This window comes from Mycoplana sp. ABR4_002 (genome assembly GCF_056159645.1).
The window spans coordinates 299,299-320,917 of sequence record NZ_JBSWVO010000001.1 but is presented as its reverse complement, the minus strand read 5'-3'; the positions used below and the strand labels follow the sequence as shown (position 1 = coordinate 320,917).

Here is a 21,619-nt window from a genome sequence, read left to right as displayed (position 1 = left end):
CGGGTTGCGCGACATGGCCGACCCGATGCTCGACATGATCCTCCGGCGCGACCGTGCCATCGTCGCGACCAGTCTGGCCGCGATCGTCGCGCTTGCCTGGCTCTACCTCCTCTACCTAGCCCGGCACATGGGATCGGGCGGGACGGCGACGGACGCCATGGAGGACATGCCCGGCATGGAGGGGATGGACATGTCCGGCCCGGCCGGCGCGCTGGCGCACGCGCCGGAATGGACGGGCGCAATGACGCTGCTCGTGCTCGCCATGTGGTTCGTGATGATGGTCGGCATGATGCTGCCGTCGGCCGCGCCGATGCTCCTGCTCTATGCGCGGGTCGGGCGACACGCGGCCGCCCATGGAACGCCGTTCGCCGCGACCGGCTTTTTCGGCGCCGGCTATCTCGCGGCCTGGCTCGCCTTTTCCCTCGCCGCGACACTCGGCCAATGGCTGCTAGAACGGGCGCTGCTGCTGACGCCGATGATGGCAAGCGCCAGCACGGCCATGAGCGGCCTTCTGCTTATCGCGGCCGGGCTCTATCAATGGACGCCGCTGAAACATGCCTGCCTGGCCAGATGCCGGTCGCCGGTCGCCTTCCTGCAGGCACAAGGCGGCTTTCGCCGCGATGCCGCCGGCGCCTTCGCGATGGGAATGCGCCATGGCGGCTACTGCGTCGGCTGCTGCTGGCCGCTGATGCTGCTGCTGTTCGTCGGCGGGGTGATGAACATCCTCTGGATCGCGATCCTCACCGCCTTCGTGCTGATCGAGAAGGTCCTGCCCGGCGGCGACCGCCTGGGTCGGATCGCCGGCGCGCTGCTGGTGGCCGCCGGCGCCTGGTTGATGTACCGGACCCTTGCCTGAGCGCCGTCCGAATATCACGCCGCCTTGGCGACGTGATACTCCTTGATGGCGACCATCTTGATCGCCGGATAGCGCTCGGCCTCGTAGCGCAGCGAGAACGCGTCCTGGGCCAGAAAGACTGGGTCGCCATCGAGGTCGCGGGCGATGTCGCCGCGCCTTGCACTGATGAACTTCTCCAGTTCGGCCGGCTGGTCGGCGGAAATCCAGCGGCAGACGGAGAAGCGTGCCATCTCGAACGAGACCGGTAGGCCGTACTCCGCCGACAGGCGCTCCTTCAGCACGTCGAGCTGCAGCGCCCCGACCACGCCGACGATCGCCGGCGAGCCGTCCTCCGGCGAGAACAGCTGGACGACGCCTTCCTCAGCCATCTGGTGCAGCGCTTCCTTCAGCTTCTTCGCCTTCATCGCGTCCTCAAGGCGGACGCGGCGCAGGATCTCCGGCGAGAAGTTCGGCACGCCTTCGAAGACGAGCGCCTCGCCCTCCGTCAGCGTGTCGCCGATGCGCAGCGTGCCGTGGTTCGGAATGCCGACCACGTCGCCGGCATAGGCCGTATCGGCCAGCTGGCGCTGGGAGGCAAAGAAGAATTGCGGCGCAGTCAGCCCGAGCTGCTTGCCGGTGCGCGACAGCCTGGCCTTCATGCCGCGCTCCAGCTTGCCGGAGCACACGCGGGCAAAGGCGATGCGGTCGCGGTGGTTCGGGTCCATGTTCGCCTGGATCTTGAAGACGAAGGCCGTCATCCGGTCTTCGGCCGCATGGACGGTGCGAATGTCGGCGACCTGGTCGCGCGGCGGCGGCGCGAAGGCGCCGAGCGCGTTGATGAGGTCGCGCACGCCGAAATTGCGCAGCGCCGAGCCGAAGAAAACCGGCGTCAGGTGCCCTTCAAGAAAGGCCTTCCTGTCGAACGGCTTGCAGGCCTCGATTGCCAGCGTCAATTCGTCGATGAAGGCGTCGCGCTCGTTCTCGGGCAGGCGATGCGAGGCCATTTCCGGGTCGTTGACCTTGGTCAGCCGTTCCTGTGTGTCAGCACCGCGGACCTCGTTGGTGGCCAAGTGGTAGGAGCCGCAGAAGGTTTTCGACCGGCCGATCGGCCAGGTGACGGGGGCGCAGTCGAGCGCCAGCTTCTCCTCGACCTCGTCGAGGATCTCGAACGGGTCGCGGCTCTCGCGGTCCATCTTGTTGACGAAGGTGATGATCGGGATGTCGCGCATGCGGCAGACCTCGAAAAGCTTCAAGGTGCGCGGCTCGATGCCCTTGGCGGCGTCGATCACCATCACCGCCGCGTCCACCGCCGTCAGCGTGCGATAGGTGTCGTCGGCGAAGTCCTCGTGGCCGGGCGTATCGAGGATGTTGAAGACATTGCCCTCGTACTCGAACGTCATCACCGAGGTGACGACCGAGATGCCGCGCTCGCGCTCGATCTTCATCCAGTCCGACCGGGTCTGGATGCGATCCTTCTTGGCCTTGACTTCCCCGGCGAGCTGGATCGCGCCGCCGAACAGCAGCAGCTTTTCGGTGAGGGTGGTCTTGCCCGCATCCGGATGGGCGATAATAGCGAATGTGCGGCGGCGGGAGACCGCCTCGGCGAGACTTTCGGCCATGTCGTGAATCCTGTGGAATTGGCGCGTATCTAGCGCCTTGTGGCCGGCTTTGCAATTGACCTGCCGGCCGCAGCCGAAAAGTATTGGCCGATGACCCTCCCCGAAAATCCCCCCGTACTGAAACTCGTTCGCCTGCCGCACGGCGCACAACTCGATCTTCCCGCCTACGAGACGGCAGGCGCAGCCGGCATGGATCTGCGCGCGGCGCTCGGCCCCGGCGAGACCCTGGTGCTTTCGCCGGGCAAGCGTGCCCTGGTGCCGACCGGCTTCGTCTTCGAGATCGCCTCCGGCTACGAGGGGCAGGTGCGACCGCGTTCCGGCCTTGCCTTCAAGCACGGCATCACCTGCCTGAATACGCCCGGCACGATCGACAGCGACTATCGCGGGGAGGTCAAGGTGCTGCTCGTCAATCTCGGCGAGGACGACTTCGTGATCGAGCGTGGCATGCGGATCGCCCAGATGGTGATCGCCCCGGTCGTTCAGGCGGCGATCCGCGAGGTCGCCGCGGCCGGCGGCACCGACCGTGGCGGCGGCGGCTTCGGCTCGACCGGCGTGAAATAAGCGGCAACGCAGGATCGCAACCAACGCCGGATCGCAACTGCGGCTCCGACCCGTCGGCCGCCGCGTGGGCGCTACAGGGCCGGCAGCCGCCGCCTGACCGGCGTCGCCTTCACCAGCGACGTGTTCGTCTGCGCCCGCTCGGCAATGCCATCGAGCAGCGTGTCGAGCTCGTCCATCGAGCGCAGGTACAACCGGGCGATAAAGCAATCATCGCCGGTGACCTTGTCGCATTCGACGCATTGCGGCATCTCCTGGATCAGCCGTTCGACGATGTGCAACTGACCGGGCAGCGGCCGCACCCGCACGATCGCCTGGAGCGTGTAGCCGAGCAGGCGCGGGTCGACGTCGACGGTGAAGCCGTCGATCACACCGCGCTCCTCGAGCTTGCGCAGCCGCTCGGCCACGCTCGGCGACGACAGCTCGGTCGCCGCCGCCAGTTCCTTCAATGACAGCCGGGCATTCTCTGCCAGCAGCGTCAACAGCCGCCTATCGATCTCGTCCAGCGCCATGATGACTTACCAAATTCAACGAAACTCCTAACATTATAAGGCATAGCACCAAAATGTCCTAACTGAATTTATGGATGTGGGCGAAAGCGCCTTCTATCCTTGGGCCATTCATCCCAGAGGAGAAGGTCCATGGACAGAACCGTCCGTATTGGCGCAATTGAAATGACCGCGGCCATGCTGATTTCCGGCACGATCGGCTGGTTCGTGCTGGTGTCCGGCCAGCCCGTATTCAACGTGGTGTTCTGGCGATGCGCGATCGGCGCCGTCAGCCTCGCGATCGTCTGCGGCTATCTCGGCTACCTGCGGCGCGATGCCCTGACCGGTCGCCGGCTGATCGTTGCCGTTCTCGGCGGCGTCGCCATCGTCACCAACTGGGTGCTGCTGTTCGCCGCCTATCCGCTGGCGACGATCTCGATCGCGACCACGGTCTACAACACGCAGCCCTTCATGCTGCTTGGCCTGGGAGCGCTGTTCCTCGGCGAGAAGATCACCGCCACCAAGCTGTTCTGGCTGACGCTGTCCTTCGCCGGCATGGTGGCGATCGTGCAGGCCAAGCCCGGCGGCGACGGCGGCGGCTATGCGCTCGGCATCGCCCTTTCGCTCGGCGCGGCCTTCTTCTATGCGCTTGCCGCCATCGCCGCCAAGGGGCTCAAGGGCACGCCGCCGCACCTTATCGCGCTGATCCAGGTGACGACCGGCGCCGTCATGCTCGCACCCTTCGCCGACTTCTCCGTGATGCCGGCAAGCGGCTCGGCCTGGTCCAGCGTCGCGGCCCTCGGCATCATCCACACCGGCCTGATGTATGTGCTGCTTTACGGCGCGATCCAGAAGCTGCCGACGCATCTGACCGGCGCGCTGTCGTTCCTCTACCCCGTTGCCGCCATCGGCGTCGACCGGATCGCCTTCGGCCACGCGCTGACGCCGGTCCAGATCGCCGGATCCGCCGTCATCCTTCTGGCCGCCATGGGGATGAACCTAGGCTGGTCGCCGGCGCGACTGCTCAAGCCCGCGGCCGCACAACGGTAACGGCCACAGCGTGCGGCCGGCGCAACCCGACCGCACGTTCGCGCTCCCGGCTACTTGGCCTGGCGCGTCGTCTCGAACAGGAACCAGGTCCGGCGCTCGGCCTCGTCGATCCAGTTCTCCAGCAAGCTGGCCGTGTTGACGTCGTTGTGCTCGCCGCAAAGGACATGCGTCTCGCGCAGCAGCGCGATCAGGTGCTTGTTGTCTTCCATCAGCTCGGCCAGCATGTCGCCCGGCGTGACGTAGTCGGCGTCATTGTCGGGGATGCGCTGCAGCCGGGCGGCATGGCCGATCGAGCGCAACGTCGTCCCGCCGACCTTGCGGGCGCGTTCGGCAATGTCATCGGTCGCGGCAAAGATCTGAGCGGCCTGCTCGTCGAGCAAGAGATGATAGTCGCGAAAATGCGGGCCCGACACGTGCCAGTGGAAGTTCTTGGTCTTGAGACACAGCGCAAGCATGTCGGCAAGCAGGGTGGTCAAGGCGGAGGAAATGTCGGTGATCGCGTTGCTGGGGAGGCCGGACGGGGTTTTCAGCGGCGCCATCCGGCGCTTTTCGGCTGCTGTGGTGGACATGCGTTCTCTCCTTGAGGATGCCAGGCCTAGAGGATACCAGGCCTATGTGACGCGCCGCAGGCATGCAGGGCCGGGGGCGGTGCCAGGCAGGTCGTGAAAAGCTGGAGCAGCAAGGCGTTTCGTCAACCGGGCCGGGCGGTTTGGCCGGCACACCCTCCGCTTGAAGCCGGCGCCGGACCGGCGTAAAGAAAGGCCCGGCGAAAGGCAGACTTCACCCATGACACTTGCTGCACTGATTGCCTATGGCGGGGCGCTGTTCATCGCCGCAGCGATTCCGGGGCCCGGCATCACCGCCATCGTCGCCCGCGCGCTCGGCGCGGGCTTCCGAGAGACCTTTTTTATGGGGCTGGGGCTGATCCTCGGCGACATGCTGTACCTGACGGCGGTCATCCTCGGGCTCGCCTTCGTCGCCCAGACCTTCACCACCGCCTTCCTGGCGATCAAGATCGCCGGCGCGCTATATCTCGGTCGTATCGCGTGGAAGCTCTGGACCGCCGGGCTGCTGCCACAGGAGGTCCGCGCCAGTCGCCCGTCCAGCATGACGATGTCGTTCCTTTCCGGCCTGCTGGTGACGCTCGGCAATCCGAAGACGATGCTGTTCTACGTCGCGCTGGTGCCGACGTTGCTCGATCTCGGCGCGATCGGACTGGACGACTACGGCCTTTTGCTGGCCGCCACCTTCGCCGTCCTGCTGGCCGTGCTCATCCCCTATATGGCGCTGGCGGCGCGGGCGCGCTCGCTGCTTGCGAAGCCCGTGGCGCTGCGCGCGCTCAACCGCGTTGCCGCCGGCATCCTCGCCAGCACGGCCGCCTATATCGCAACGCGCACTGCGTGAAACAAAGATCCATCTGCAACCGGGTCTGCAAGCGCAATTTTCCAATGCGACGGTGATCGATGGGCAATACGCGCTGGCTTCCGCGTGGGATAGAACCTATCCTCGCCAGAACCTCAAATACCAAGGGAGCCTGAAATGCCCGAAGCGCGCAAGCCCGGCCGCGGCCGCGTCTATGCCTCCATCACCGAAACGATCGGCGACACGCCGATCGTGCGGCTTGACAAGCTGGCAAAGGAGAAGGGCGTCAAGGCCAACCTCCTGGCCAAGCTCGAGTTCTTCAATCCGATCGCCTCGGTCAAGGACCGCATCGGCGTGGCAATGATCGAGGCGCTCGAGGCGCAGGGCAAGATCTCGCCCGGGCGGTCGACGCTGATCGAGCCGACCTCTGGCAACACCGGCATCGCGCTCGCCTTCGCTGCCGCGGCCAAGGGCTACAAGCTGATCTTGACCATGCCGGAAACGATGTCGCTCGAACGGCGCAAGATGCTGGCCCTGCTCGGTGCCGAGTTGGTGCTGACCGAGGGGCCGAAGGGCATGAAGGGCGCGATCGCCAAGGCCGAGGAACTGGCGGAGACGATCCCCGATTCTATCATCCCGCAGCAGTTCGAAAACCCGGCCAATCCCGAGATCCATCGCAAGACGACTGCCGAGGAGATCTGGAACGATACCGAGGGCGCGGTCGACATCCTGGTGTCCGGCATCGGCACCGGCGGCACGATCACCGGCGCCGGCCAGGTGCTGAAGGCACGCAAGCCGGACCTCAAGGTGGTCGCGGTCGAGCCGGCCGACAGCCCGGTGCTGTCGGGCGGCAGTCCCGGCCCGCACAAGATCCAGGGTATCGGCGCCGGCTTCGCCCCGGCGATCCTCGACACGGCGATCTATGACGAGGTCGTCACCATCGGCAACGAAGAGGCTTTCGAGACCGCGCGACTGGTGGCGCGGCTGGAGGGCGTTCCGGTCGGCATCTCGTCGGGGGCGGCGCTGGCGGCGGCGGTCAAGGTCGGCGCCCGCCCGGACAATGCCGGCAAGACCATCGTCGTGATCATCCCCTCGTTTGCCGAGCGCTATCTCTCGACCGCACTGTTCGAGGGCCTCGTCGGCTAGGACCGGAGTTCGTGCCGGCGGTCACGTCGCCAGCAGTTCCGGAAACAGGAGCGGGCCGGGCGGCACCGGCCGGGCGGCCCGCCAGTACAACAAGGCGCCGTCGTCCATCGCCAGGTGCAGGCCGTCGCCGAACCAGCCGGCCGGAGGCAGGAAGCCGAACGCGATGTGCGCCACCGGCTCGCGCAGCAGCGTGCGCAGGACCGGGACCGGATCGGCGGGGAGCGGGCCTAGCCACTCCTGCACCCGCAGGCCAGTCCCGAAGTCGGCCTCAGTCTCCGTGACAAAGACGATGGCGACGCCGCCGTCCACGATCAGTGCCCGGGTCAGCCCGTTGCACAGGTACCAGAGCAGGATCGACGGGTCTGGCGCGGCCGACAACGACCCCGCATGCGCGGTCGACCTGGCGCAGAGTTCGGCCAGCAGCCCGCGGTCCGCCGCGCGGGCCGGATCGAACGCCCGGGTCGAGCCGGCGCCGGGGCTGAAGTCGCCCGTCACCCAGGCCCGCTGCGGTCGAAGACGCTCGAAGCCGAAGCGCGGATAAAATTCCGTCACCGACGGGTTGGCAAACAGCAGCACCGGCAACCCGGCCAGATCGGCCGATGCCAGCACGCGCCGCAACAGCGTCGCGGCATGGCCCCTGCCGCGGCGGTCGGCACGCGTCGCGACCGCACCGAGCTGCAACGCCGGCTGTGGCGCCGGGTCCGCCGTCTCGCCGCCGCGCCGCAGCGCCAGACGCATGCGGCTGACGGCGACCGTGGAAAGGATCTGCCCGTCCTCCGCCAGAGCGGTGACGCGATAGCGCTCGCTCCATCCGCCGAGTTCGCTCCAGCGGCGGAAGTCGATGCCGTCGAACACGCCGGCAACGTGGTCGAAGAAGGCCTCGTGCAGCGGGGTATCGTCACAGCCGATTTCGATGATCCGGATCGTCATCTTCCCTGGTGTTCTTCTTGTCGCATTCCTCTCGTTCCTTCCCACCGTCGCGCCGGCTTCGTTGCCGCGGCGCGTGCCCGGGCCTCGGCCGCGCCGGGCACGGCCCTGTCCCCCGCCCTATCGCCCGCGTTCAGGCCGCCGCGGCCAGACGGTCTCCGGCGATACGGTAGGAGATCGCTTCGGCCAGATGGATGCGGCCGACAGAGTTTTTGCCATCGAGGTCGGCGAGCGTACGGGCGACCTTTAGCACCCGGTGATAGCCGCGGGCGGAGAAACGCAACTTCTCGGCCGCGTCGCGCAACAACTGCAGTCCGCCCGGGTCGGGTGCGACGATGCGCTCTATCAGAGCCGTCGAGGCGCGGGCATTGGTCAGCACCTCAGCGCAGCCGAGGGCGGAAAAGCGGTCGCGCTGGGCGGCCCGGGCCCGCGCCACGCGGGCCGCGACCACCGCGCTCGACTCGGCCGCCACCGGGCGAATCAGATCCACCGCCGATACCGCCGGCACGTCGATGCGGATGTCGATCCGGTCCATCAGCGGACCTGAGATGCGTGCCTGGTAGTCGGCCATGCAGCGCGGCCCGCGGGCGCAGACCTGCCCCGGCTCGCCGGCCATGCCGCAGCGGCACGGGTTCATCGCCGCGACCAGCTGAATCGCGGCGGGGTAGCTGACGCGGTGGTTGGCGCGGGCGATGACGCAGGCGCCGGTCTCGAGCGGCTGGCGCAGCGCGTCGAGCGCCTGCGGCGCGAACTCGGGAAACTCGTCGAGGAAGAGGATGCCGTGATGGGCCAGCGACGCCTCGCCCGGGCGGGCGCGCAGGCCGCCGCCGACCAGCGCGGCCATCGTCGCCGAATGGTGCGGCGCGCGGAAGGGGCGGCGGTCCGACAGCCGGCCGCCGGCGAGCTGGCCGGCGATCGAATGGATCATCGACACCTCGAGCAGCTCGGCGGGCTCAAGCGGCGGCAAGATCGACGGCAGCCGGGCGGCCAGCATCGACTTGCCCGAGCCCGGCGGGCCGACGAACAGAAGGTTGTGTCCGCCGGCGGCAGCCACCTCCAGCGCCCGCCTCGCGCTCTCCTGCCCCTTGATGTCGGCAAGGTCGGGCAGGCTTGCAGGCGCGGCCCGGACGGCGGGCTCGGGACGGGTCAGCACCTGCGTGCCACGAAAGTGGTTGGCGAGCGCAATCAGGCTGCGCGGCGCCAGGATGTCGAGACCGGCGCCGGCCCAGGCGGCCTCGGCACCGCTCTCGGCGGGACAGATCAGGCCCTTGCCGAGCGCATTGGCGCCGATGGCCGCGGGCAAGGCGCCGGCGATCGCCGCGATCGTGCCGTCGAGATTGAGTTCGCCGATGACGACATAGCCCTCCAGCGCGTCGGCCGGGATGGCGCCGAGCGCCGCCATCAGCCCGAGCGCGATCGGCAGGTCGAAATGACTGCCCTCCTTGGGCAGATCGGCGGGGGCGAGGTTGACCGTCACGCGCTTGGCCGGCAGCGACAGGCCGGAGGCGTGCAGCGCCGCCTGGACCCGCTCGCGGCTTTCGGCAACGGCCTTGTCGGGCAGGCCGACGATCTGGATGCCGATTTTTCCGGGGGCCACCATCACCTGGACATCGACCGGAACCCCATCGATGCCCTGAAACGCCACCGTGCTCACCCGTGCCACCATGACCGTCCTCCCGTTCAGCCATTCGTTGAAGTTCCCGCCGTTGCAATCTGTCATAGAAATTCGACGCGAACAAGAACATTCGATGAACAGGCTGCGCGCCTGCCGTGCAGCCGAGGGGCATCAGGTTGCCGGCGGTTGCGGAGAAGGGAACAAAACGGGATACCCCCCCGCAGTCATCAACGGCGCGAGAGGAAACTGGGCCTGCCCACGACCCGGGATCGTCGCCGTCGGCATGACGCGGCGACGCCGAGCGGCCGCGGCCGGTCGCCGCCGAACGATTCCGGCACCCTTCGACGCACCGCCCGGGGTGGCCCTTGCCGTCAGCCCCGCTTGGCCTCGATCGCGTCCCAGAGCAGGCTGGCAATGTCGGCACCGCCGAATTTCCGGACCTCGCGGATCCCGGTCGGCGAGGTGACGTTGATCTCGGTCATGTAGTCGCCGATGACGTCGATGCCGACGAGCAAGAAGCCGCGCGCCTTCAGCGCCGGCCCGATGCGGGCGCAGATCTCCAGCTCGCGCCGGGTCAGCTCCGACGGCTCGGCGCGGCCGCCGACATGCATGTTGGAGCGACTGTCGTGCTCGGCCGGGACGCGGTTGATCGCGCCGACCGGTTCGCCGTCGACGAGGATGATGCGCTTGTCGCCCTTGCGCACCTCCGGCAGGTAGGCCTGGGCGATGAACGCCTCGCGGAACATCTGGCCGAACATTTCCAGGAGCGAGGAGAGGTTGCGGTCGTCCCGCGTCGAATGGAACACCCCGGCGCCGCCATTGCCGTAGAGCGGCTTGAGGATGATGTCGCCCATCTCCTCGCGGAAGCGGCGGATCTCGGCCGGGTCGCGGGTGATCAGGGTGGCCGGCATCAGGTCCGCGAACTCGGTGACAAAGATCTTCTCCGGCGAGTTGCGCACCCAGGCCGGGTCGTTGACGACCAGCGTATCCGGGTGGATCCGCTCCAGCAGGTGGGTGGAGGTGATATAGGACATGTCGAAGGGGGGATCCTGGCGCAGCAGAACCACGTCCATCGTCGACAGGTCGACGCGCTCGGGCGCGCCGAGCTCGAAGTGGTCGCCCTTGACGTCGCGCAACCGCATCGGCTCGACGGCGGCATAGACCCTGCCGTCGCGGAAGCTGAGCTTGTCGGGGGTGTAATGGAACAGCTGGTAGCCGCGGCTTTGCGCCTCGAGACTCATGGCGAAGGTGGAATCGCCGCCGATGTTGATGGTGGACACGTGGTCCATCTGGACCGCGACGTTCTTGATCTTTGGCATGGATATCTCCTCACGGGATGCCCGACACATTTAGGCGCGCACCCCGGCAATGGCAACGGGCGGCGCGCACCCCGCGCCGCCGCCTCAAGTGACAACCCCGGCGGCTGTCAGGCGGCCAGCCCCCCGCGGGAGCTACCGCGCCGCATCCAGTCACGCAGCCGCAGCGCGGCGGCGACCGGCGCAGGGAACGGCTTGCGGCAGAAGGCGATCTTGCGCACGTAGGTTTCGATGTGCCAGGTCGCCCAGGTCTTGCCGGAGAAATAGGCGATGTCGCCAGCGCGCAGCGTGCGTTCGCTGCCGTCCTCGGCGGTGACGTGGACCTCGCCCGCCAGGATCATCACCGTCTCGTCCCAGCCGAAATACCAGCGAAAGGTACCAGCGGTGCAGTCCCAGACCGCCGTCGTCGACTGCTCGTCATGGCCGCGCGAGTGCAGCGCCAGCCGCGCCTGCGGCGCGCCGGCAAGCACCCAGCCGGGCTCGATCGGCGCATCCTCCATCGGCAAATCGTCCATCCCGGCGGCGATCAGCGGACGCGGCAGCGCCGCCTGCGGCGCCGTCCGTGCCGCCAGGCCGATGGCGCCCGCAAGCATCAGTTTCAGAACCATATTCGTCCCCCCCGAAGGTTTGCGCGCCAGCATAGGCCCGGACGGTGTGGAGCCGGTGGACGGGAACGCTAAAATTTGAGCGATCGTGCGTTTTGCAGGTCGGCGGAGGGCGCTAGCCGAAGCCCTCGACCTGACAGACGATCATGTCGTGGTCCGACACCGGCCGTCCGGTCGGGTCGAGCGAGGGCACGATCGCCGTGGTGCCGATGCGGACGCCGCGGGCCAGGAACCAGTCAAGCTTCATCGCCCGGTCCGGCCAGCGCGTGATCAGGCTCGGTCGCGTCGTCATCTGCTGGAGCGGGCCGCCGTGACGGGCGAAACCGCGATCGGCTGCGTGGCGGAACAGGCCTTCGGCCTCGAAATCGCCGCCGGCGTGGTTGCCGGTGTTCAGGTCGCCGCCGATCAGGACCGGCATGCCGGCAAACACCTCGTCCAACACATCGATCAGGCCGGCGATCTGACGCTCGCGATAGTCGGCGGTGGTCGCGCTTTCGAGGTGGACCGACACGGCGACAAGCGGTCCGGCCGCGGTGTCGACCAGCGCGCCGATCGCCATGCGCTCGCCGAGCCGCGGCTGGTCGCCACCGTCGACGAACCACAGACGCTCGCCGGCCAGCCGGAGCAGGAAGGGCTGTCGCAACGGTACCCGCGCCAACAGGGCGTTGCCGTGGAAGCCCTTGAGATTGAAATCGTCGCGGCAGAACGCCCGCTCGGTCTGCGAACCAAGGCCGAGTTCGATGAACTCGACGCCGAAGGCGTAGGCCATGCCGAGCCGTTCGGCGAGCACGGCGGTCGTGTGCCGCTGACCGGTCCTGGCCATGCCGTCGTCCATTTCGGACAAAAGGACCAGCGGGGCGGCGGCGCTACGCAGCATCTCCGCGGTTTCTTCCGGGAACAGGCAGCGCTCGAGGTTCCAGGCGGCGACCGGAAAGGGGAAGGCAAGCGGTGCGGGAAGGCCCGGGACGCCGCCGATCTCGAGCGCCCCCATGCAGCCCAGCGATGCCAGCCTGGCGTCATGGGCGGCGATCGTCCGCGGGAGGGCACCGATCTCCGCCCGCTGCTGCGGCGAGGGGACCGGCAGCGCCGACACGGCGCTGCGGATCATCACAGCGCCTCCGCCGGGGCCGCCGACGCGGGCGCGCGGCCGGTCAGATGCGCCGGCAGCCGCCGGCCGGTCCCCGTGTCGAAGAAGTGCAGCCGGCCCTTCGGCACCGACAGCGGCATCGTCTCGGAGAGCGCCAGGTCGGACGGGAGCGCCACCGTCAGCGCCTGGTCACCGACATGGCCATGGACAAGGCGCTGGGATCCCAGTTCCTCGACATAATCGACCCGCAGCGGCAGGGCGTCCTCGCCGGCGGCGGCGATGCGGAGATCCTCGGCGCGGACGCCAACGGTCACCGCCCCCTGGGTCGGCACGGTGCCCCCGAGGTCGATCAGGGCCGGACCGATGGCAAGCCTGCCGCCATGCAATTCGCCCTGCACCAGGTTCATCGCCGGCGAGCCGATGAAGCCGGCGACGAAGGTCGAGGCCGGCGCGTGATAGACGTCCAACGGGCTGCCGATCTGCTCGACGCGCCCGCCGTTGAGCACGACCAGCCGGTCGGCCAGCGTCATCGCCTCGAGCTGGTCATGGGTGACGTAGAGCGAGGTGGTACCGAGCCGCCGCTGTAGCCGCTTGATCTCGCCGCGCATCGTCACGCGCAGCTTGGCGTCGAGGTTGGAGAGCGGCTCGTCGAACAGGAAGGCGGATGGGTGGCGCACGATCGCCCGGCCCATGGCCACGCGCTGGCGCTGGCCGCCGGAGAGCGCCCGCGGCTTGCGGTCCAGATAAGGCCCGAGTTCGAGCATCCGCGCCGCCTCGGCCACGCGTGCCTCGATCACGGCCCGCGGCGTGCGCCGGTTGCGCAGGCCGTAGGCGAGGTTGTCGCGCACCGTCATGTGCGGATAGAGGGCGTAGTTCTGGAACACCATGGCGATGTCGCGATCGGCCGGCTCGACGTCGTTGACGACCCGCCCGCCGATCCGCACGGTGCCGCTGGAGACCGTCTCGAGACCGGCCACCATCCGCAGCAGGGTCGACTTGCCGCAACCCGAGGGGCCGACGAGCACGATGAACTCGCCATCGTCGACGGCAATGTCGACCTCGCGCACCGCCGCCACGTTGCCGTGATAGGTCTTGCTGACCTCGTCGATCTCGATCGTCGCCATGGTTCGTTCCTTACTTGTCGCTCTCGGTGAGGCCCTTGATGAACCAGCTCTGGAAGATCACGACGACCAGGACGGGTGGCAGCATCGCCAGCACTGCCAGCGCGAAGGCCTCGTTGTAGTCGGGGATCTGCGAGCCGATCCAGACCTGCAGGATCTGCTTGATGCCGCGCATCAGGGTGAAGAATCGCTCGTCGGTGGTCATCAGCATCGGCCAGAGATACTGGTTCCAGCCGTAGACGAACATGATGATGAAGATCGCCGCGACCATCGTCTTCGACAGCGGCACCAGCACGTCGATGAAGAACCTGAGCGGCCCGGCACCGTCGATGCGCGCCGCCTCCAGCAGCTCTTCCGGCACCGACTTGAAGAACTGACGGAAATAGAAGGTGCCCGTTGCCGAGGCGAGCAGCGGCACGATCAGGCCGGCGTAGCTGTTGAGCAGGCCGAGACCGCTCATCACCTCGTAGGACGGCATGATGCGCACCTCCAGCGGCAGGAGCAGCGTCGTGAAGATTGCCCAGAAGGCAAGCGTGGCGAAGCGGAAGCGGAAATAGACGATCGCATAGGCGGCCAGCATCGAGAGCACGATCTTGCCGAGCGCGAAGCCGATCCCGAGAATCAGCGAGTTCATCATCATGCGCGCGCCGGTCACCTGGCCGGTAAAGCCGCCCTGGCGGCTCAGCACCCGCTCGTAGGTCTCGGCGAAATGGCCGCCGGGCGAGAGCATCAGCCCCTTGGCGTGGATCGTTGCGGCCTCGTGCGAGGAGGTCATGAAGGCGACCACCACCGGCAGCGTCAGGAATAGCGCGCCGAGGACGAGGACCAGATGATCGAGAATGCGGGTGCGATGCATGGGCGCCTCAGGTGTAGTGGATCCGCCGCTCGATGAAGCGGAACTGCAGCACGGTCAGCACGAAGACGATGACCATCAGGATCACCGACTGGGCCGACGAACCGCCGATGTCGTTGCCGCGGAAGCCGTCCATATAGACCTTGTAGACCAGCGTTATCGGGTTGTTGGCGGCCTTGTCCTTCACCATCACGTCGATCACGCCGAAGGTGTCGAACAGGGCGTAGGTGACGTTGATGATAAGCAGGAAGAAGGCCGTCGGCGCGAGCAGTGGCATGATGACGGTCCAGAACCGCCAGATGCCGGACCGGCAGTCGATTGCGGCGGCCTCGCGCACCGAGGCCGGCAGGCCCTGCAGCCCGGAGAGGAAAAAGATGAAGTTGTAGGGGATCTGCTTCCACACCGCGACGACGACCATCGCAAAGGCGGTGTCGAAATAGCTGAGCCCGACCTTCATCTCCCAGCCGAAGAAGGCGGCGATGGTGACGAAGGGGCCGATGTGCTGGTCGAAGAACATCATGCCGATCAGGCCGGCGACCGGCGGGGCGATGGCATAGACGGAGATCAGCAATGTCTTGTAGGCGGCGTTTCCGCGGATCACCGCGTCCGCCTTGACGGCGAGCAGCATCCCGAGCGCCAGCGAAAAGAAGGTCACCAGCGCCGTGAAGACCGCGGTGAAGCGGGCGATCGCAAGATATTCGGCGCTGCGCAGGGCGCCGAGGTAATTGTCGAGGCCGACGAAGGTCGATCCGAAGCCGAACGGGTCCTCGAGATAGAAGGAGGACTGGATCGCCCGCACCGACGGCCAGTAGAAGAAGATGACGATCACCGCCAGCTGCGGCGCCAGAAACACGTATGGCAGCAGCGGCGAGGAGAACTGGACGCGCTTCACGACTTGCCCCTCAAAAGGAAAGCGCCGGGGGCCGGGCCCCCGGAGCCATTCAGGCGGCGGACCGGCTCAGCCGGCGGTCTTGGCGAAACGCGCCAGCAGCTCGTTGCCTTCCTTCTCGATGGTCTCGAGGGCGTCCTTCACCGAGGTCTCGCCGGCAAAGATGCGGCCGTATTCGCGCTCCATGATCTCGCGGATCTGCGGATAGAAGCCGAGCCGGTAGCCCTTCGACCACTCGCCGCCCGGCAGCATCAGCTGCTGGATGCCGACCTCGGCGACCGGAGTCTTGTCGTAGTAGCCTTCCGCCTTCGCCAGGTCGTAGGCCGCTTTCGTGATGGCGACGTAGCCGGTGGCCTGGTGGTAGAACTTCTGCACCTCCGGCGAGGTCAGGAACTGGTAGAAATCGGCCACGCACTTGTTCTCCTCGGCCGGCTTGCCGGACATGGCGAACAGGGCCGCGCCGCCGATGAAGGAGTTGGTGCCGGCGCCCTCGATCGAGCCCCAGTAGGGCAGGAAGGTTGCGGAGAACGGCATCTGCGCCGTCTTCTGCAGGCCGCCGAAGGAGCCCGAAGAGCCGATCCAGAAGGCCACCTTGTTTTCCTCGAACGGCTTCTGGTTGTCGGACCAGCCGGCGCCGTAATAGGCGAAATAGCCTTCGTCGGCCCAGGCCTTCAGCTTCTCGAACATCATGACGAGGTTCGGGTCGGTGACCTTCAGCTGGGTATCGACGACGCTGTCGTAGCCGTTGTTGTTGGTGGCGAACTGGATGTTGTTGCGCGAGAAGAAGTTCTCGGTGAACTGCCAGGTGAGCTGAGCCTGCACGAGCGGGATGTAGCCGGCTTCCTTCAGCTTCGGCGCGACCTGCTCGAACTCTTCCCAGGTCTTCGGCGCCGCGACGCCGGCCTTCTTCAGCGCCTCGTCGTTGATGTACATGATCGGCGCGGAGGAATTGAAAGGCATGCCGACGAACTTGCCGTCGCTGTCGGCGTAGAAGTGGCGCACGCCCTCGACGAAGGCATCGCGGTCGAACGGATAACCGGCCTCGGTGATCAGGTCCTCGGCCGGGATGACCGCGCCCTTGGCATTGATGATGGTCGCGGCACCGGCGTCGAACACCTGCAGGATGTTCGGCTGCTCGCCAGAGCGGAATGCGGCGATGCCGGCGGCAAGCGCCTCCTCGTAGGTGCCCTTGGAGACCGGCGTCAGGACGCAGGCGGACTGGGCGGCGTTGAACTTCTGCGCGACCTCGTTGATGACCTCGCCGTTGCGGCCGGCCATGCCGTGCCACCAGGAGATGCTGGTCGCGGCCAGCGACGAGGTCGCGGTCAGCGTGAGCGAAAAGGCTGCGATGGAAAATTGCTTGATCATGGAAGGGATCCTCTCCAACCGTTAACTCGGTCTGCGAGTGCCTATTGCCCCTTCGTGTCAGCGGCGTAACACTTTCATGGCAGTTCGGTTACATTTCATATAGCTTTCGATCTTCTTTCTTTTCGATCAGAAGGCGCCCGGGAAATGCCGCGGCAGGCGCCAGGGCAGCACCGCGACGATGTCGTAGCGGAGGGACAGACGCCCGGCGTCGGGTTGGCGGGCGAGCCAGAGGTCGCTTGCGGCACGGATGCGGCGCTGCGTGGTGCCGCCGACGGCGAAGACGGCGCTCTCTTCGCTGTTTCGCGCCTTCACCTCGACACAGAGAACGAGGTCGCGCTTGCGGGCGATAATGTCGATCTCACCCAGCCTGGTGCGGTGACGCATGGCGAGGATGCGGTAGCCCTTGGCGACAAGAATGGCCGCGGCGAGATATTCCGCGACGTAGCCGCGCCGGAGTGCCTTGCGGCGCGCGCCCCTGCCCGGCTCAGTCGCCATCGGCCGCCTTGATCGCGAGCAGCCGCTGATACAGGTCTCGGCGCGGCAGGCCGGTCTGGCGCGCCGCTTCCGTCGCGGCCTTGCCGGCCGACAGCTCGCGCGCCAGCGCAACGAGCAGCGCGTCGACGTCGGCGGCCGCGGGCGGCGCCTGCGCCGCGGGCGGCCCGACCACGAGCACGATCTCGCCCTTGACGTGCGGATTCGCCTGGTAGTGGGCGGCAAGCTCGGCGAGCGCGCCGCGGCGGAACTCCTCGAAGGCCTTGGTCAGTTCCCGGCAGACGACGGCGGGCCGTTCGCCGCCCAGCACATCGGCCGCGGCCGCGAGCGTCGCGGCGATCCGGTGCGGAGAATCGAAGAAGACCAGCGTGGCCGGCACCCGCGCGAGTTCGCCGAGGCGGTCGCGACGGGCCTTGTCCTTGACCGGCAGGAAGCCTGCAAACAGGAACGCGTCGCTGGGCAGGCCGGAACCGACGAGCGCCGCCAGCGGCGCCGAGGCGCCGGGGACCGGTACGACGCGGTGACCGGCGGCAAGCGCCAGCTGGCCGAGACGGTAGCCGGGATCGGAGACCAGCGGCGTGCCGGCATCGGAGACGAGCGCGACCGACCTGCCGGCGTCGAGGGCGGCGACCAGCCGCGGTCCGACTTCGTCGGCATTGTGTTCATGATAGGCATAGGGGCGGGTAGCGATGCCGTATCGGTCAAGCAGCACGCGGGTGACGCGGGTGTCCTCGCAGGCAAGTACGTCGGCGCCGGCAAGCGTTTCCAGCGCGCGCAGGGTGACGTCGCCGAGATTGCCGATCGGGGTCGACACCAGATAGAGGGCGGGCTCGAGCGGGCGCGCCGGCACGAGCGTGCCGTGAACGCGGTAGCTGGGGGCGGCGGACGCGCCCTTGTGCGGCTCTTCCTGCATGCGGGCCATTCGTTTCTGCTGTCGCGCGGCGCGCATGGCGCTCGCCCTCTCCTTATGGTCGAGGCGGAGGCGGGCGGCAAGCCGCCGCCGCTGTCCTTGTCGCCCCTATCCCCTGCGGCGATGGTCATGCCTCTTGCATTCCTGCGGCGAAATCTGCCAATTTGCCCGTCCACATCCTTCCGGCGCCAGCCGGCAAACAAGAATAACGCCGCGCCGGCTCGTCCGGCGGGCAGGGGTCGAAAGCGGTACATCCATGCGCATTACCATCGAGCGGTCCAACCTCCTGAAGTCGCTGAACCACGTCCATCGCGTCGTCGAGCGGCGCAACACGATCCCGATCCTGTCCAACGTGCTGCTGCGCGCCGACGGGGCGGGCCTGGAGATGAAGGCGACGGACCTCGACCTTGAAGTCACCGAGGTGACCCCGGCCCAGATCGAACAGGCCGGCGCCACCACCGTTCCCGCCCATCTGCTCTACGACATCGTCCGCAAGCTGCCGGACGGCTCGGAAGTGCTGCTGGCCAACACGCCGGACGGCGGCGCGATGACCGTGGCCTCCGGCCGCTCGAAGTTCTCGCTGCAGTGCCTGCCGCAGTCGGACTTTCCGGACCTCACCGCGGGCAGCTTCAGCCACACGTTCAGGCTGAAGGCGACCGACCTGAAGATGCTGATCGACCGCACGCAGTTCGCGATCTCGACGGAAGAGACGCGCTACTACCTGAACGGCATCTTCATCCACACGATCGAGAGTGCCGGCAAGCTGAAGCTGCGCGCGGTCGCGACCGACGGCCATCGCCTGGCGCGCGCCGACGTGGAGGCCCCGTCGGGCTCGGAGGGCATGCCGGGCATCATCATTCCGCGCAAGACGGTGGGCGAACTGCAGAAGCTGGTCGACAATCCGGACCTGGTGGTGACGGTCGAGGTCTCCGATGCGAAGATTCGCTTCACCATCGGCTCGGTGGTGCTGACCTCGAAGCTGATCGACGGCACCTTCCCCGACTACCAGCGCGTCATCCCGACCAGCAACGACAAGGAACTCAAGATCGACTGCCAGTCGTTCGCGCAGGCGGTCGACCGCGTCTCGACGATCTCGTCCGAGCGCGGCCGCGCCGTCAAGCTGTCGCTGACCGACGGGCAGATGACGCTGACGGTCAACAACCCGGATTCGGGCAGCGCCACCGAAGAGCTTCCGGTCGGATACGGCAGCGACCCGCTGGAGATCGGCTTCAACGCCAAGTACCTGCTCGACATCACCGCCCAACTGTCCGGGGAGGAGGCGGTGTTCCTGCTGGCCGACCCCGGTTCGCCGACACTGGTGCGCGACCTTGCCGGCGACGACGCGCTCTACGTGCTGATGCCGATGCGCGTCTGACGACACTGCCGCCGGACCGAGCCGACCACCAACTCCTTCAGGGCGCACATCAATCTGGCGTGAACAGACTTGTTTTTGACGCAAACCGCGACGCATAGTGCAGGCGCGAATCGGTTTCGACGCGCGGGGCGGCCGCCTTGCCGATATTTGTGCAACCGGGGTACCGACATGAATCTGCGTGGGAAGGTCAAGGAGCACCTTGGCAAGAAGTTCGACGAGGAAATCCGCTTCTTCAAGGGCTGGATCAGCAACACCCGCGCCGTCGGCTCGATCATTCCCACCTCGTCGGTCACAGCGCGCCGGATGGCGAGCGTGATCAATCCGCGCTCCGGCCTGCCGGTGCTGGAACTGGGGCCGGGCACCGGCGCGATCACCAAGGCGATCCTGGAAACCGGCATCGCCGCGGACAAGCTCGTCTCGATCGAGTATTCCGCCGACTTCATCAACCATCTGGTCGAGCGGTTCGAAGGCGTCAACTTCATCAACGGCGACGCCTTCAAGCTCGATGAAACACTGGGCGCGTTCAAGAACCAGCGGTTCGACTGCGTGATATCCGCCGTGCCGCTTCTGAACTTCCCGATGCATCGGCGCGTGTCGCTGATCGAGGACCTGCTGCGCCGCATTCCGGTCGGTCGTCCTGTGGTGCAGATCTCCTACGGACCGATCTCACCGGTGACCGCCATGCCCGACCGCTACCAGATCAGCCACCTCGACTTTGTCGTGCGCAACATTCCGCCGGCACAGCTCTGGACCTACCGCAGGACGCACTGAACGCCCTCCGCGCCCACTCCGGGCGAGCGCATGATCGGACCGGCGCCGCGTTCGTCTTCCGGCTTGCGGATCGCCGCGTCTCGTGCGACTGGACGGCGATGGAATCATGGAGAGGGCTGTAGTGATGGATGCACGCGAGCGCCTGATCGTCGGGCTGGACGTCCCGACCGTCGCGGAAGCGGAAGAAAAGGTCCTGCGTCTCGGCGACAGCGTGCTGTTCTACAAGATCGGCTACCAGCTCGTCTTCGCCGGCGGGCTCGAGTTCGCGCGTGACTTGGCAAAGGACGGCAAGAAGGTCTTCCTCGACATGAAGCTGCTCGACATCGACAACACGGTGGCAAAGGGCGTCGAGAACATCGCCAGGATGGGCATGTCGATGCTGACCCTGCACGCCTATCCGAAGGCGATGCGCGCCGCCGTCGACGCCGCCGCCGGCTCCGGCCTCTGCCTGCTCGGCGTTACCGTGCTGACCTCGATGGACGCCCAGGATCTTGCCGAGGCCGGCTACCCCGGCGACCCCGGCGCGCTGGTGCTGCGGCGGGCGGAACAGGCGCGCGCAGCCGGCATGGGCGGCATCGTCTGCTCGGCCGAGGAAGCCGCCGCCGTGCGCCGCATCATCGGCCCCGACATGGCGGTGGTGACGCCGGGCATCCGTCCGGCCGGCGCCGACAAGGGCGACCAGAAACGCGTGATGACGCCGGCCGCGGCGCTCGAAGCGGGGTCCAGCCATCTCGTCGTCGCCCGGCCGATCGTCATGGCCGAGGACCCGCGCAAGGCCGCCGAGGCGATCCTCGCCGAAATGGCCGGTGCGGCCGGCGCCTGAATTGCATACGCCAAGGGAGGAAACCATGACCAAGGGATACTGGATCGCACGCGTCGATGTCCGCGACCCGGAACGCTACAAGGACTACATCGCCGCGGCGAAGCCCGCCTTCGACAAATACGGCGCCAACTTCCTCGCCCGCGGCGGCGCGTTCCAGCCGCTCGAGGGGCAGGCGCGCGCCCGCAACGTGCTGATCGAGTTTCCCTCGCTCCAGGCCGCGGTCGACTGCTACAACTCACCCGAATACCAGATCGCGGCCGCCATCCGCCAGGAGGCCGCGGACGCCGAGATGGTGGTGATCGAGGGGATCTGACAAGGGGCGAGCGGCGTTCGAACGTGGCGGTCCGGCGTGGCAACACAAGCCTTCACCTGCCGGTTTCTTTGGGCTATGTAGGCCACACCTCACAAG

Annotated in this window: 23 protein-coding genes; 9 read left to right on the top strand and 14 right to left on the bottom strand. The window is 67.3% G+C overall.

Features of this window, described 5'->3' with window-relative positions; all coding sequences use genetic code 11:
- Positions 1 to 13 precede the first annotated feature (13 nt).
- Positions 14 to 856, top strand: a complete 843-nt coding sequence (locus ACXAGF_RS01565; RefSeq protein WP_475013966.1) for a DUF2182 domain-containing protein — start codon at positions 14 to 16, stop codon at positions 854 to 856.
- 14 nt (positions 857 to 870) lie between these two features.
- Here ACXAGF_RS01565 and ACXAGF_RS01560 read toward each other — a convergent pair whose 3' ends face one another.
- The gene (locus tag ACXAGF_RS01560; protein ID WP_475013964.1) at positions 871 to 2,454 is read right to left on the bottom strand and encodes a peptide chain release factor 3; all 1,584 of its coding nucleotides are present in this window, start codon (positions 2,452 to 2,454) and stop codon (positions 871 to 873) included.
- A gap of 90 nt (positions 2,455 to 2,544) precedes the next feature.
- On the opposite strand from ACXAGF_RS01560, the gene dut reads away from it, so the two are divergent.
- A complete protein-coding gene (gene dut / locus ACXAGF_RS01555) occupies positions 2,545 to 3,015 on the top strand; it encodes a dUTP diphosphatase (RefSeq protein WP_475013961.1) in 471 nt (156 codons plus the stop codon).
- Positions 3,016 to 3,086: 71 nt separating this feature from the next.
- Here dut and ACXAGF_RS01550 read toward each other — a convergent pair whose 3' ends face one another.
- Positions 3,087 to 3,524, bottom strand: a complete 438-nt coding sequence (locus tag ACXAGF_RS01550; protein ID WP_475013960.1) for an Lrp/AsnC family transcriptional regulator — start codon at positions 3,522 to 3,524, stop codon at positions 3,087 to 3,089.
- Between the two features lie 129 nt (positions 3,525 to 3,653).
- Here ACXAGF_RS01550 and ACXAGF_RS01545 point away from each other — a divergent pair, with 129 nt between their 5' ends.
- Positions 3,654 to 4,550 (top strand): DMT family transporter, encoded by an 897-nt coding sequence (locus tag ACXAGF_RS01545; RefSeq protein WP_475013959.1) that lies wholly within the window; start codon positions 3,654 to 3,656, stop codon positions 4,548 to 4,550.
- 50 nt (positions 4,551 to 4,600) lie between these two features.
- Here ACXAGF_RS01545 and ACXAGF_RS01540 read toward each other — a convergent pair whose 3' ends face one another.
- Positions 4,601 to 5,119: a Dps family protein gene (locus ACXAGF_RS01540; RefSeq protein ID WP_475013958.1), complete on the bottom strand. Its 519-nt coding sequence runs from the start codon at positions 5,117 to 5,119 to the stop codon at positions 4,601 to 4,603.
- Between the two features lie 217 nt (positions 5,120 to 5,336).
- Here ACXAGF_RS01540 and ACXAGF_RS01535 point away from each other — a divergent pair, with 217 nt between their 5' ends.
- A complete protein-coding gene (locus ACXAGF_RS01535; protein WP_475013956.1) occupies positions 5,337 to 5,954 on the top strand; it encodes a LysE family translocator in 618 nt (205 codons plus the stop codon).
- A gap of 135 nt (positions 5,955 to 6,089) precedes the next feature.
- A complete protein-coding gene (cysK, locus tag ACXAGF_RS01530) occupies positions 6,090 to 7,058 on the top strand; it encodes a cysteine synthase A (RefSeq protein ID WP_475013954.1) in 969 nt (322 codons plus the stop codon).
- Between the two features lie 21 nt (positions 7,059 to 7,079).
- Here cysK and ACXAGF_RS01525 read toward each other — a convergent pair whose 3' ends face one another.
- The 11 genes from ACXAGF_RS01525 to rsmI form a co-directional block, all read right to left on the bottom strand.
- A complete protein-coding gene (locus ACXAGF_RS01525) occupies positions 7,080 to 7,988 on the bottom strand; it encodes a GNAT family N-acetyltransferase (RefSeq protein WP_475013953.1) in 909 nt (302 codons plus the stop codon).
- 130 nt (positions 7,989 to 8,118) lie between these two features.
- Complete coding sequence (locus ACXAGF_RS01520; protein WP_475013952.1) at positions 8,119 to 9,651, bottom strand: YifB family Mg chelatase-like AAA ATPase; 1,533 nt, start codon at positions 9,649 to 9,651, stop codon at positions 8,119 to 8,121.
- Positions 9,652 to 9,971: 320 nt separating this feature from the next.
- A complete protein-coding gene (gene gshB, locus ACXAGF_RS01515) occupies positions 9,972 to 10,919 on the bottom strand; it encodes a glutathione synthase (RefSeq protein ID WP_475013950.1) in 948 nt (315 codons plus the stop codon).
- A 107-nt stretch (positions 10,920 to 11,026) separates the two neighbouring features.
- Positions 11,027 to 11,524, bottom strand: a complete 498-nt coding sequence (locus ACXAGF_RS01510) for a cupin domain-containing protein (RefSeq protein ID WP_475013948.1) — start codon at positions 11,522 to 11,524, stop codon at positions 11,027 to 11,029.
- Positions 11,525 to 11,636: 112 nt separating this feature from the next.
- A complete protein-coding gene (locus ACXAGF_RS01505) occupies positions 11,637 to 12,629 on the bottom strand; it encodes an endonuclease/exonuclease/phosphatase family protein (RefSeq protein ID WP_475013946.1) in 993 nt (330 codons plus the stop codon).
- Positions 12,629 to 13,732, bottom strand: coding sequence for a sn-glycerol-3-phosphate import ATP-binding protein UgpC (locus tag ACXAGF_RS01500; RefSeq protein WP_475013945.1), 1,104 nt, complete (start codon positions 13,730 to 13,732; stop codon positions 12,629 to 12,631). Before ACXAGF_RS01500 ends, ACXAGF_RS01505 begins: the two co-directional genes overlap by 1 nt.
- A 10-nt stretch (positions 13,733 to 13,742) precedes the next feature.
- Positions 13,743 to 14,585, bottom strand: coding sequence for a sn-glycerol-3-phosphate ABC transporter permease UgpE (ugpE, locus tag ACXAGF_RS01495; RefSeq protein ID WP_475013944.1), 843 nt, complete (start codon positions 14,583 to 14,585; stop codon positions 13,743 to 13,745).
- 7 nt (positions 14,586 to 14,592) lie between these two features.
- Positions 14,593 to 15,474 carry an ABC transporter permease subunit gene (locus tag ACXAGF_RS01490; RefSeq protein ID WP_475013942.1) on the bottom strand — a complete coding sequence of 294 codons (882 nt, stop codon included), beginning with the start codon at positions 15,472 to 15,474 and terminating at the stop codon, positions 14,593 to 14,595.
- Positions 15,475 to 15,540: 66 nt separating this feature from the next.
- Positions 15,541 to 16,839, bottom strand: a complete 1,299-nt coding sequence (locus ACXAGF_RS01485) for an extracellular solute-binding protein (protein ID WP_475013941.1) — start codon at positions 16,837 to 16,839, stop codon at positions 15,541 to 15,543.
- 126 nt (positions 16,840 to 16,965) lie between these two features.
- Entirely contained in the window at positions 16,966 to 17,334 is a 369-nt protein-coding gene (locus tag ACXAGF_RS01480) for a YraN family protein (protein ID WP_475013939.1), read from the bottom strand.
- Positions 17,324 to 18,244 carry a 16S rRNA (cytidine(1402)-2'-O)-methyltransferase gene (rsmI, locus tag ACXAGF_RS01475; protein WP_475019187.1) on the bottom strand — a complete coding sequence of 307 codons (921 nt, stop codon included), beginning with the start codon at positions 18,242 to 18,244 and terminating at the stop codon, positions 17,324 to 17,326. The genes ACXAGF_RS01480 and rsmI overlap by 11 nt, the downstream gene beginning before the upstream one ends.
- A gap of 253 nt (positions 18,245 to 18,497) precedes the next feature.
- Between rsmI and dnaN the strand changes: the two genes are divergently transcribed.
- The 4 genes from dnaN to ACXAGF_RS01455 all read left to right on the top strand — a co-directional run bounded on the left by dnaN (position 18,498) and on the right by ACXAGF_RS01455 (position 21,523).
- Positions 18,498 to 19,616: a DNA polymerase III subunit beta gene (dnaN, locus tag ACXAGF_RS01470; protein WP_475013938.1), complete on the top strand. Its 1,119-nt coding sequence runs from the start codon at positions 18,498 to 18,500 to the stop codon at positions 19,614 to 19,616.
- Between the two features lie 168 nt (positions 19,617 to 19,784).
- Complete coding sequence (gene pmtA / locus ACXAGF_RS01465; protein WP_475013937.1) at positions 19,785 to 20,387, top strand: phospholipid N-methyltransferase PmtA; 603 nt, start codon at positions 19,785 to 19,787, stop codon at positions 20,385 to 20,387.
- A 124-nt stretch (positions 20,388 to 20,511) separates the two neighbouring features.
- Positions 20,512 to 21,210, top strand: a complete 699-nt coding sequence (gene pyrF, locus ACXAGF_RS01460) for an orotidine-5'-phosphate decarboxylase (RefSeq protein WP_475019186.1) — start codon at positions 20,512 to 20,514, stop codon at positions 21,208 to 21,210.
- A 25-nt stretch (positions 21,211 to 21,235) separates the two neighbouring features.
- The gene (locus ACXAGF_RS01455; protein WP_475013935.1) at positions 21,236 to 21,523 is read left to right on the top strand and encodes a DUF1330 domain-containing protein; all 288 of its coding nucleotides are present in this window, start codon (positions 21,236 to 21,238) and stop codon (positions 21,521 to 21,523) included.
- Positions 21,524 to 21,619 lie beyond the last annotated feature (96 nt).

What these genes read in the sequence shown, in the direction of transcription:
- pyrF (WP_475019186.1), top strand. Translation starts at nt 20,512, where the DNA reads ATGGATGCACGCGAGCGCCTGATCGTCGGGCTGGACGTCCCGACCGTC.
- ACXAGF_RS01505 (WP_475013946.1), bottom strand. Translation starts at nt 12,629, where the DNA reads ATGATCCGCAGCGCCGTGTCGGCGCTGCCGGTCCCCTCGCCGCAGCAG.
- ACXAGF_RS01520 (WP_475013952.1), bottom strand. Translation starts at nt 9,651, where the DNA reads ATGGTGGCACGGGTGAGCACGGTGGCGTTTCAGGGCATCGATGGGGTT.
- ACXAGF_RS01480 (WP_475013939.1), bottom strand. Translation starts at nt 17,334, where the DNA reads ATGGCGACTGAGCCGGGCAGGGGCGCGCGCCGCAAGGCACTCCGGCGC.
- ACXAGF_RS01510 (WP_475013948.1), bottom strand. Translation starts at nt 11,524, where the DNA reads ATGGTTCTGAAACTGATGCTTGCGGGCGCCATCGGCCTGGCGGCACGG.
- ACXAGF_RS01535 (WP_475013956.1), top strand. Translation starts at nt 5,337, where the DNA reads ATGACACTTGCTGCACTGATTGCCTATGGCGGGGCGCTGTTCATCGCC.
- ACXAGF_RS01545 (WP_475013959.1), top strand. Translation starts at nt 3,654, where the DNA reads ATGGACAGAACCGTCCGTATTGGCGCAATTGAAATGACCGCGGCCATG.
- ACXAGF_RS01455 (WP_475013935.1), top strand. Translation starts at nt 21,236, where the DNA reads ATGACCAAGGGATACTGGATCGCACGCGTCGATGTCCGCGACCCGGAA.
- ACXAGF_RS01525 (WP_475013953.1), bottom strand. Translation starts at nt 7,988, where the DNA reads ATGACGATCCGGATCATCGAAATCGGCTGTGACGATACCCCGCTGCAC.
- pmtA (WP_475013937.1), top strand. Translation starts at nt 19,785, where the DNA reads ATGAATCTGCGTGGGAAGGTCAAGGAGCACCTTGGCAAGAAGTTCGAC.
- ACXAGF_RS01550 (WP_475013960.1), bottom strand. Translation starts at nt 3,524, where the DNA reads ATGGCGCTGGACGAGATCGATAGGCGGCTGTTGACGCTGCTGGCAGAG.
- ACXAGF_RS01565 (WP_475013966.1), top strand. Translation starts at nt 14, where the DNA reads ATGGCCGACCCGATGCTCGACATGATCCTCCGGCGCGACCGTGCCATC.
- ACXAGF_RS01540 (WP_475013958.1), bottom strand. Translation starts at nt 5,119, where the DNA reads ATGTCCACCACAGCAGCCGAAAAGCGCCGGATGGCGCCGCTGAAAACC.
- dnaN (WP_475013938.1), top strand. Translation starts at nt 18,498, where the DNA reads ATGCGCATTACCATCGAGCGGTCCAACCTCCTGAAGTCGCTGAACCAC.
- dut (WP_475013961.1), top strand. Translation starts at nt 2,545, where the DNA reads ATGACCCTCCCCGAAAATCCCCCCGTACTGAAACTCGTTCGCCTGCCG.
- ACXAGF_RS01485 (WP_475013941.1), bottom strand. Translation starts at nt 16,839, where the DNA reads ATGATCAAGCAATTTTCCATCGCAGCCTTTTCGCTCACGCTGACCGCG.
- ACXAGF_RS01500 (WP_475013945.1), bottom strand. Translation starts at nt 13,732, where the DNA reads ATGGCGACGATCGAGATCGACGAGGTCAGCAAGACCTATCACGGCAAC.
- ACXAGF_RS01560 (WP_475013964.1), bottom strand. Translation starts at nt 2,454, where the DNA reads ATGGCCGAAAGTCTCGCCGAGGCGGTCTCCCGCCGCCGCACATTCGCT.
- cysK (WP_475013954.1), top strand. Translation starts at nt 6,090, where the DNA reads ATGCCCGAAGCGCGCAAGCCCGGCCGCGGCCGCGTCTATGCCTCCATC.
- rsmI (WP_475019187.1), bottom strand. Translation starts at nt 18,244, where the DNA reads ATGCAGGAAGAGCCGCACAAGGGCGCGTCCGCCGCCCCCAGCTACCGC.
- gshB (WP_475013950.1), bottom strand. Translation starts at nt 10,919, where the DNA reads ATGCCAAAGATCAAGAACGTCGCGGTCCAGATGGACCACGTGTCCACC.
- ugpE (WP_475013944.1), bottom strand. Translation starts at nt 14,585, where the DNA reads ATGCATCGCACCCGCATTCTCGATCATCTGGTCCTCGTCCTCGGCGCG.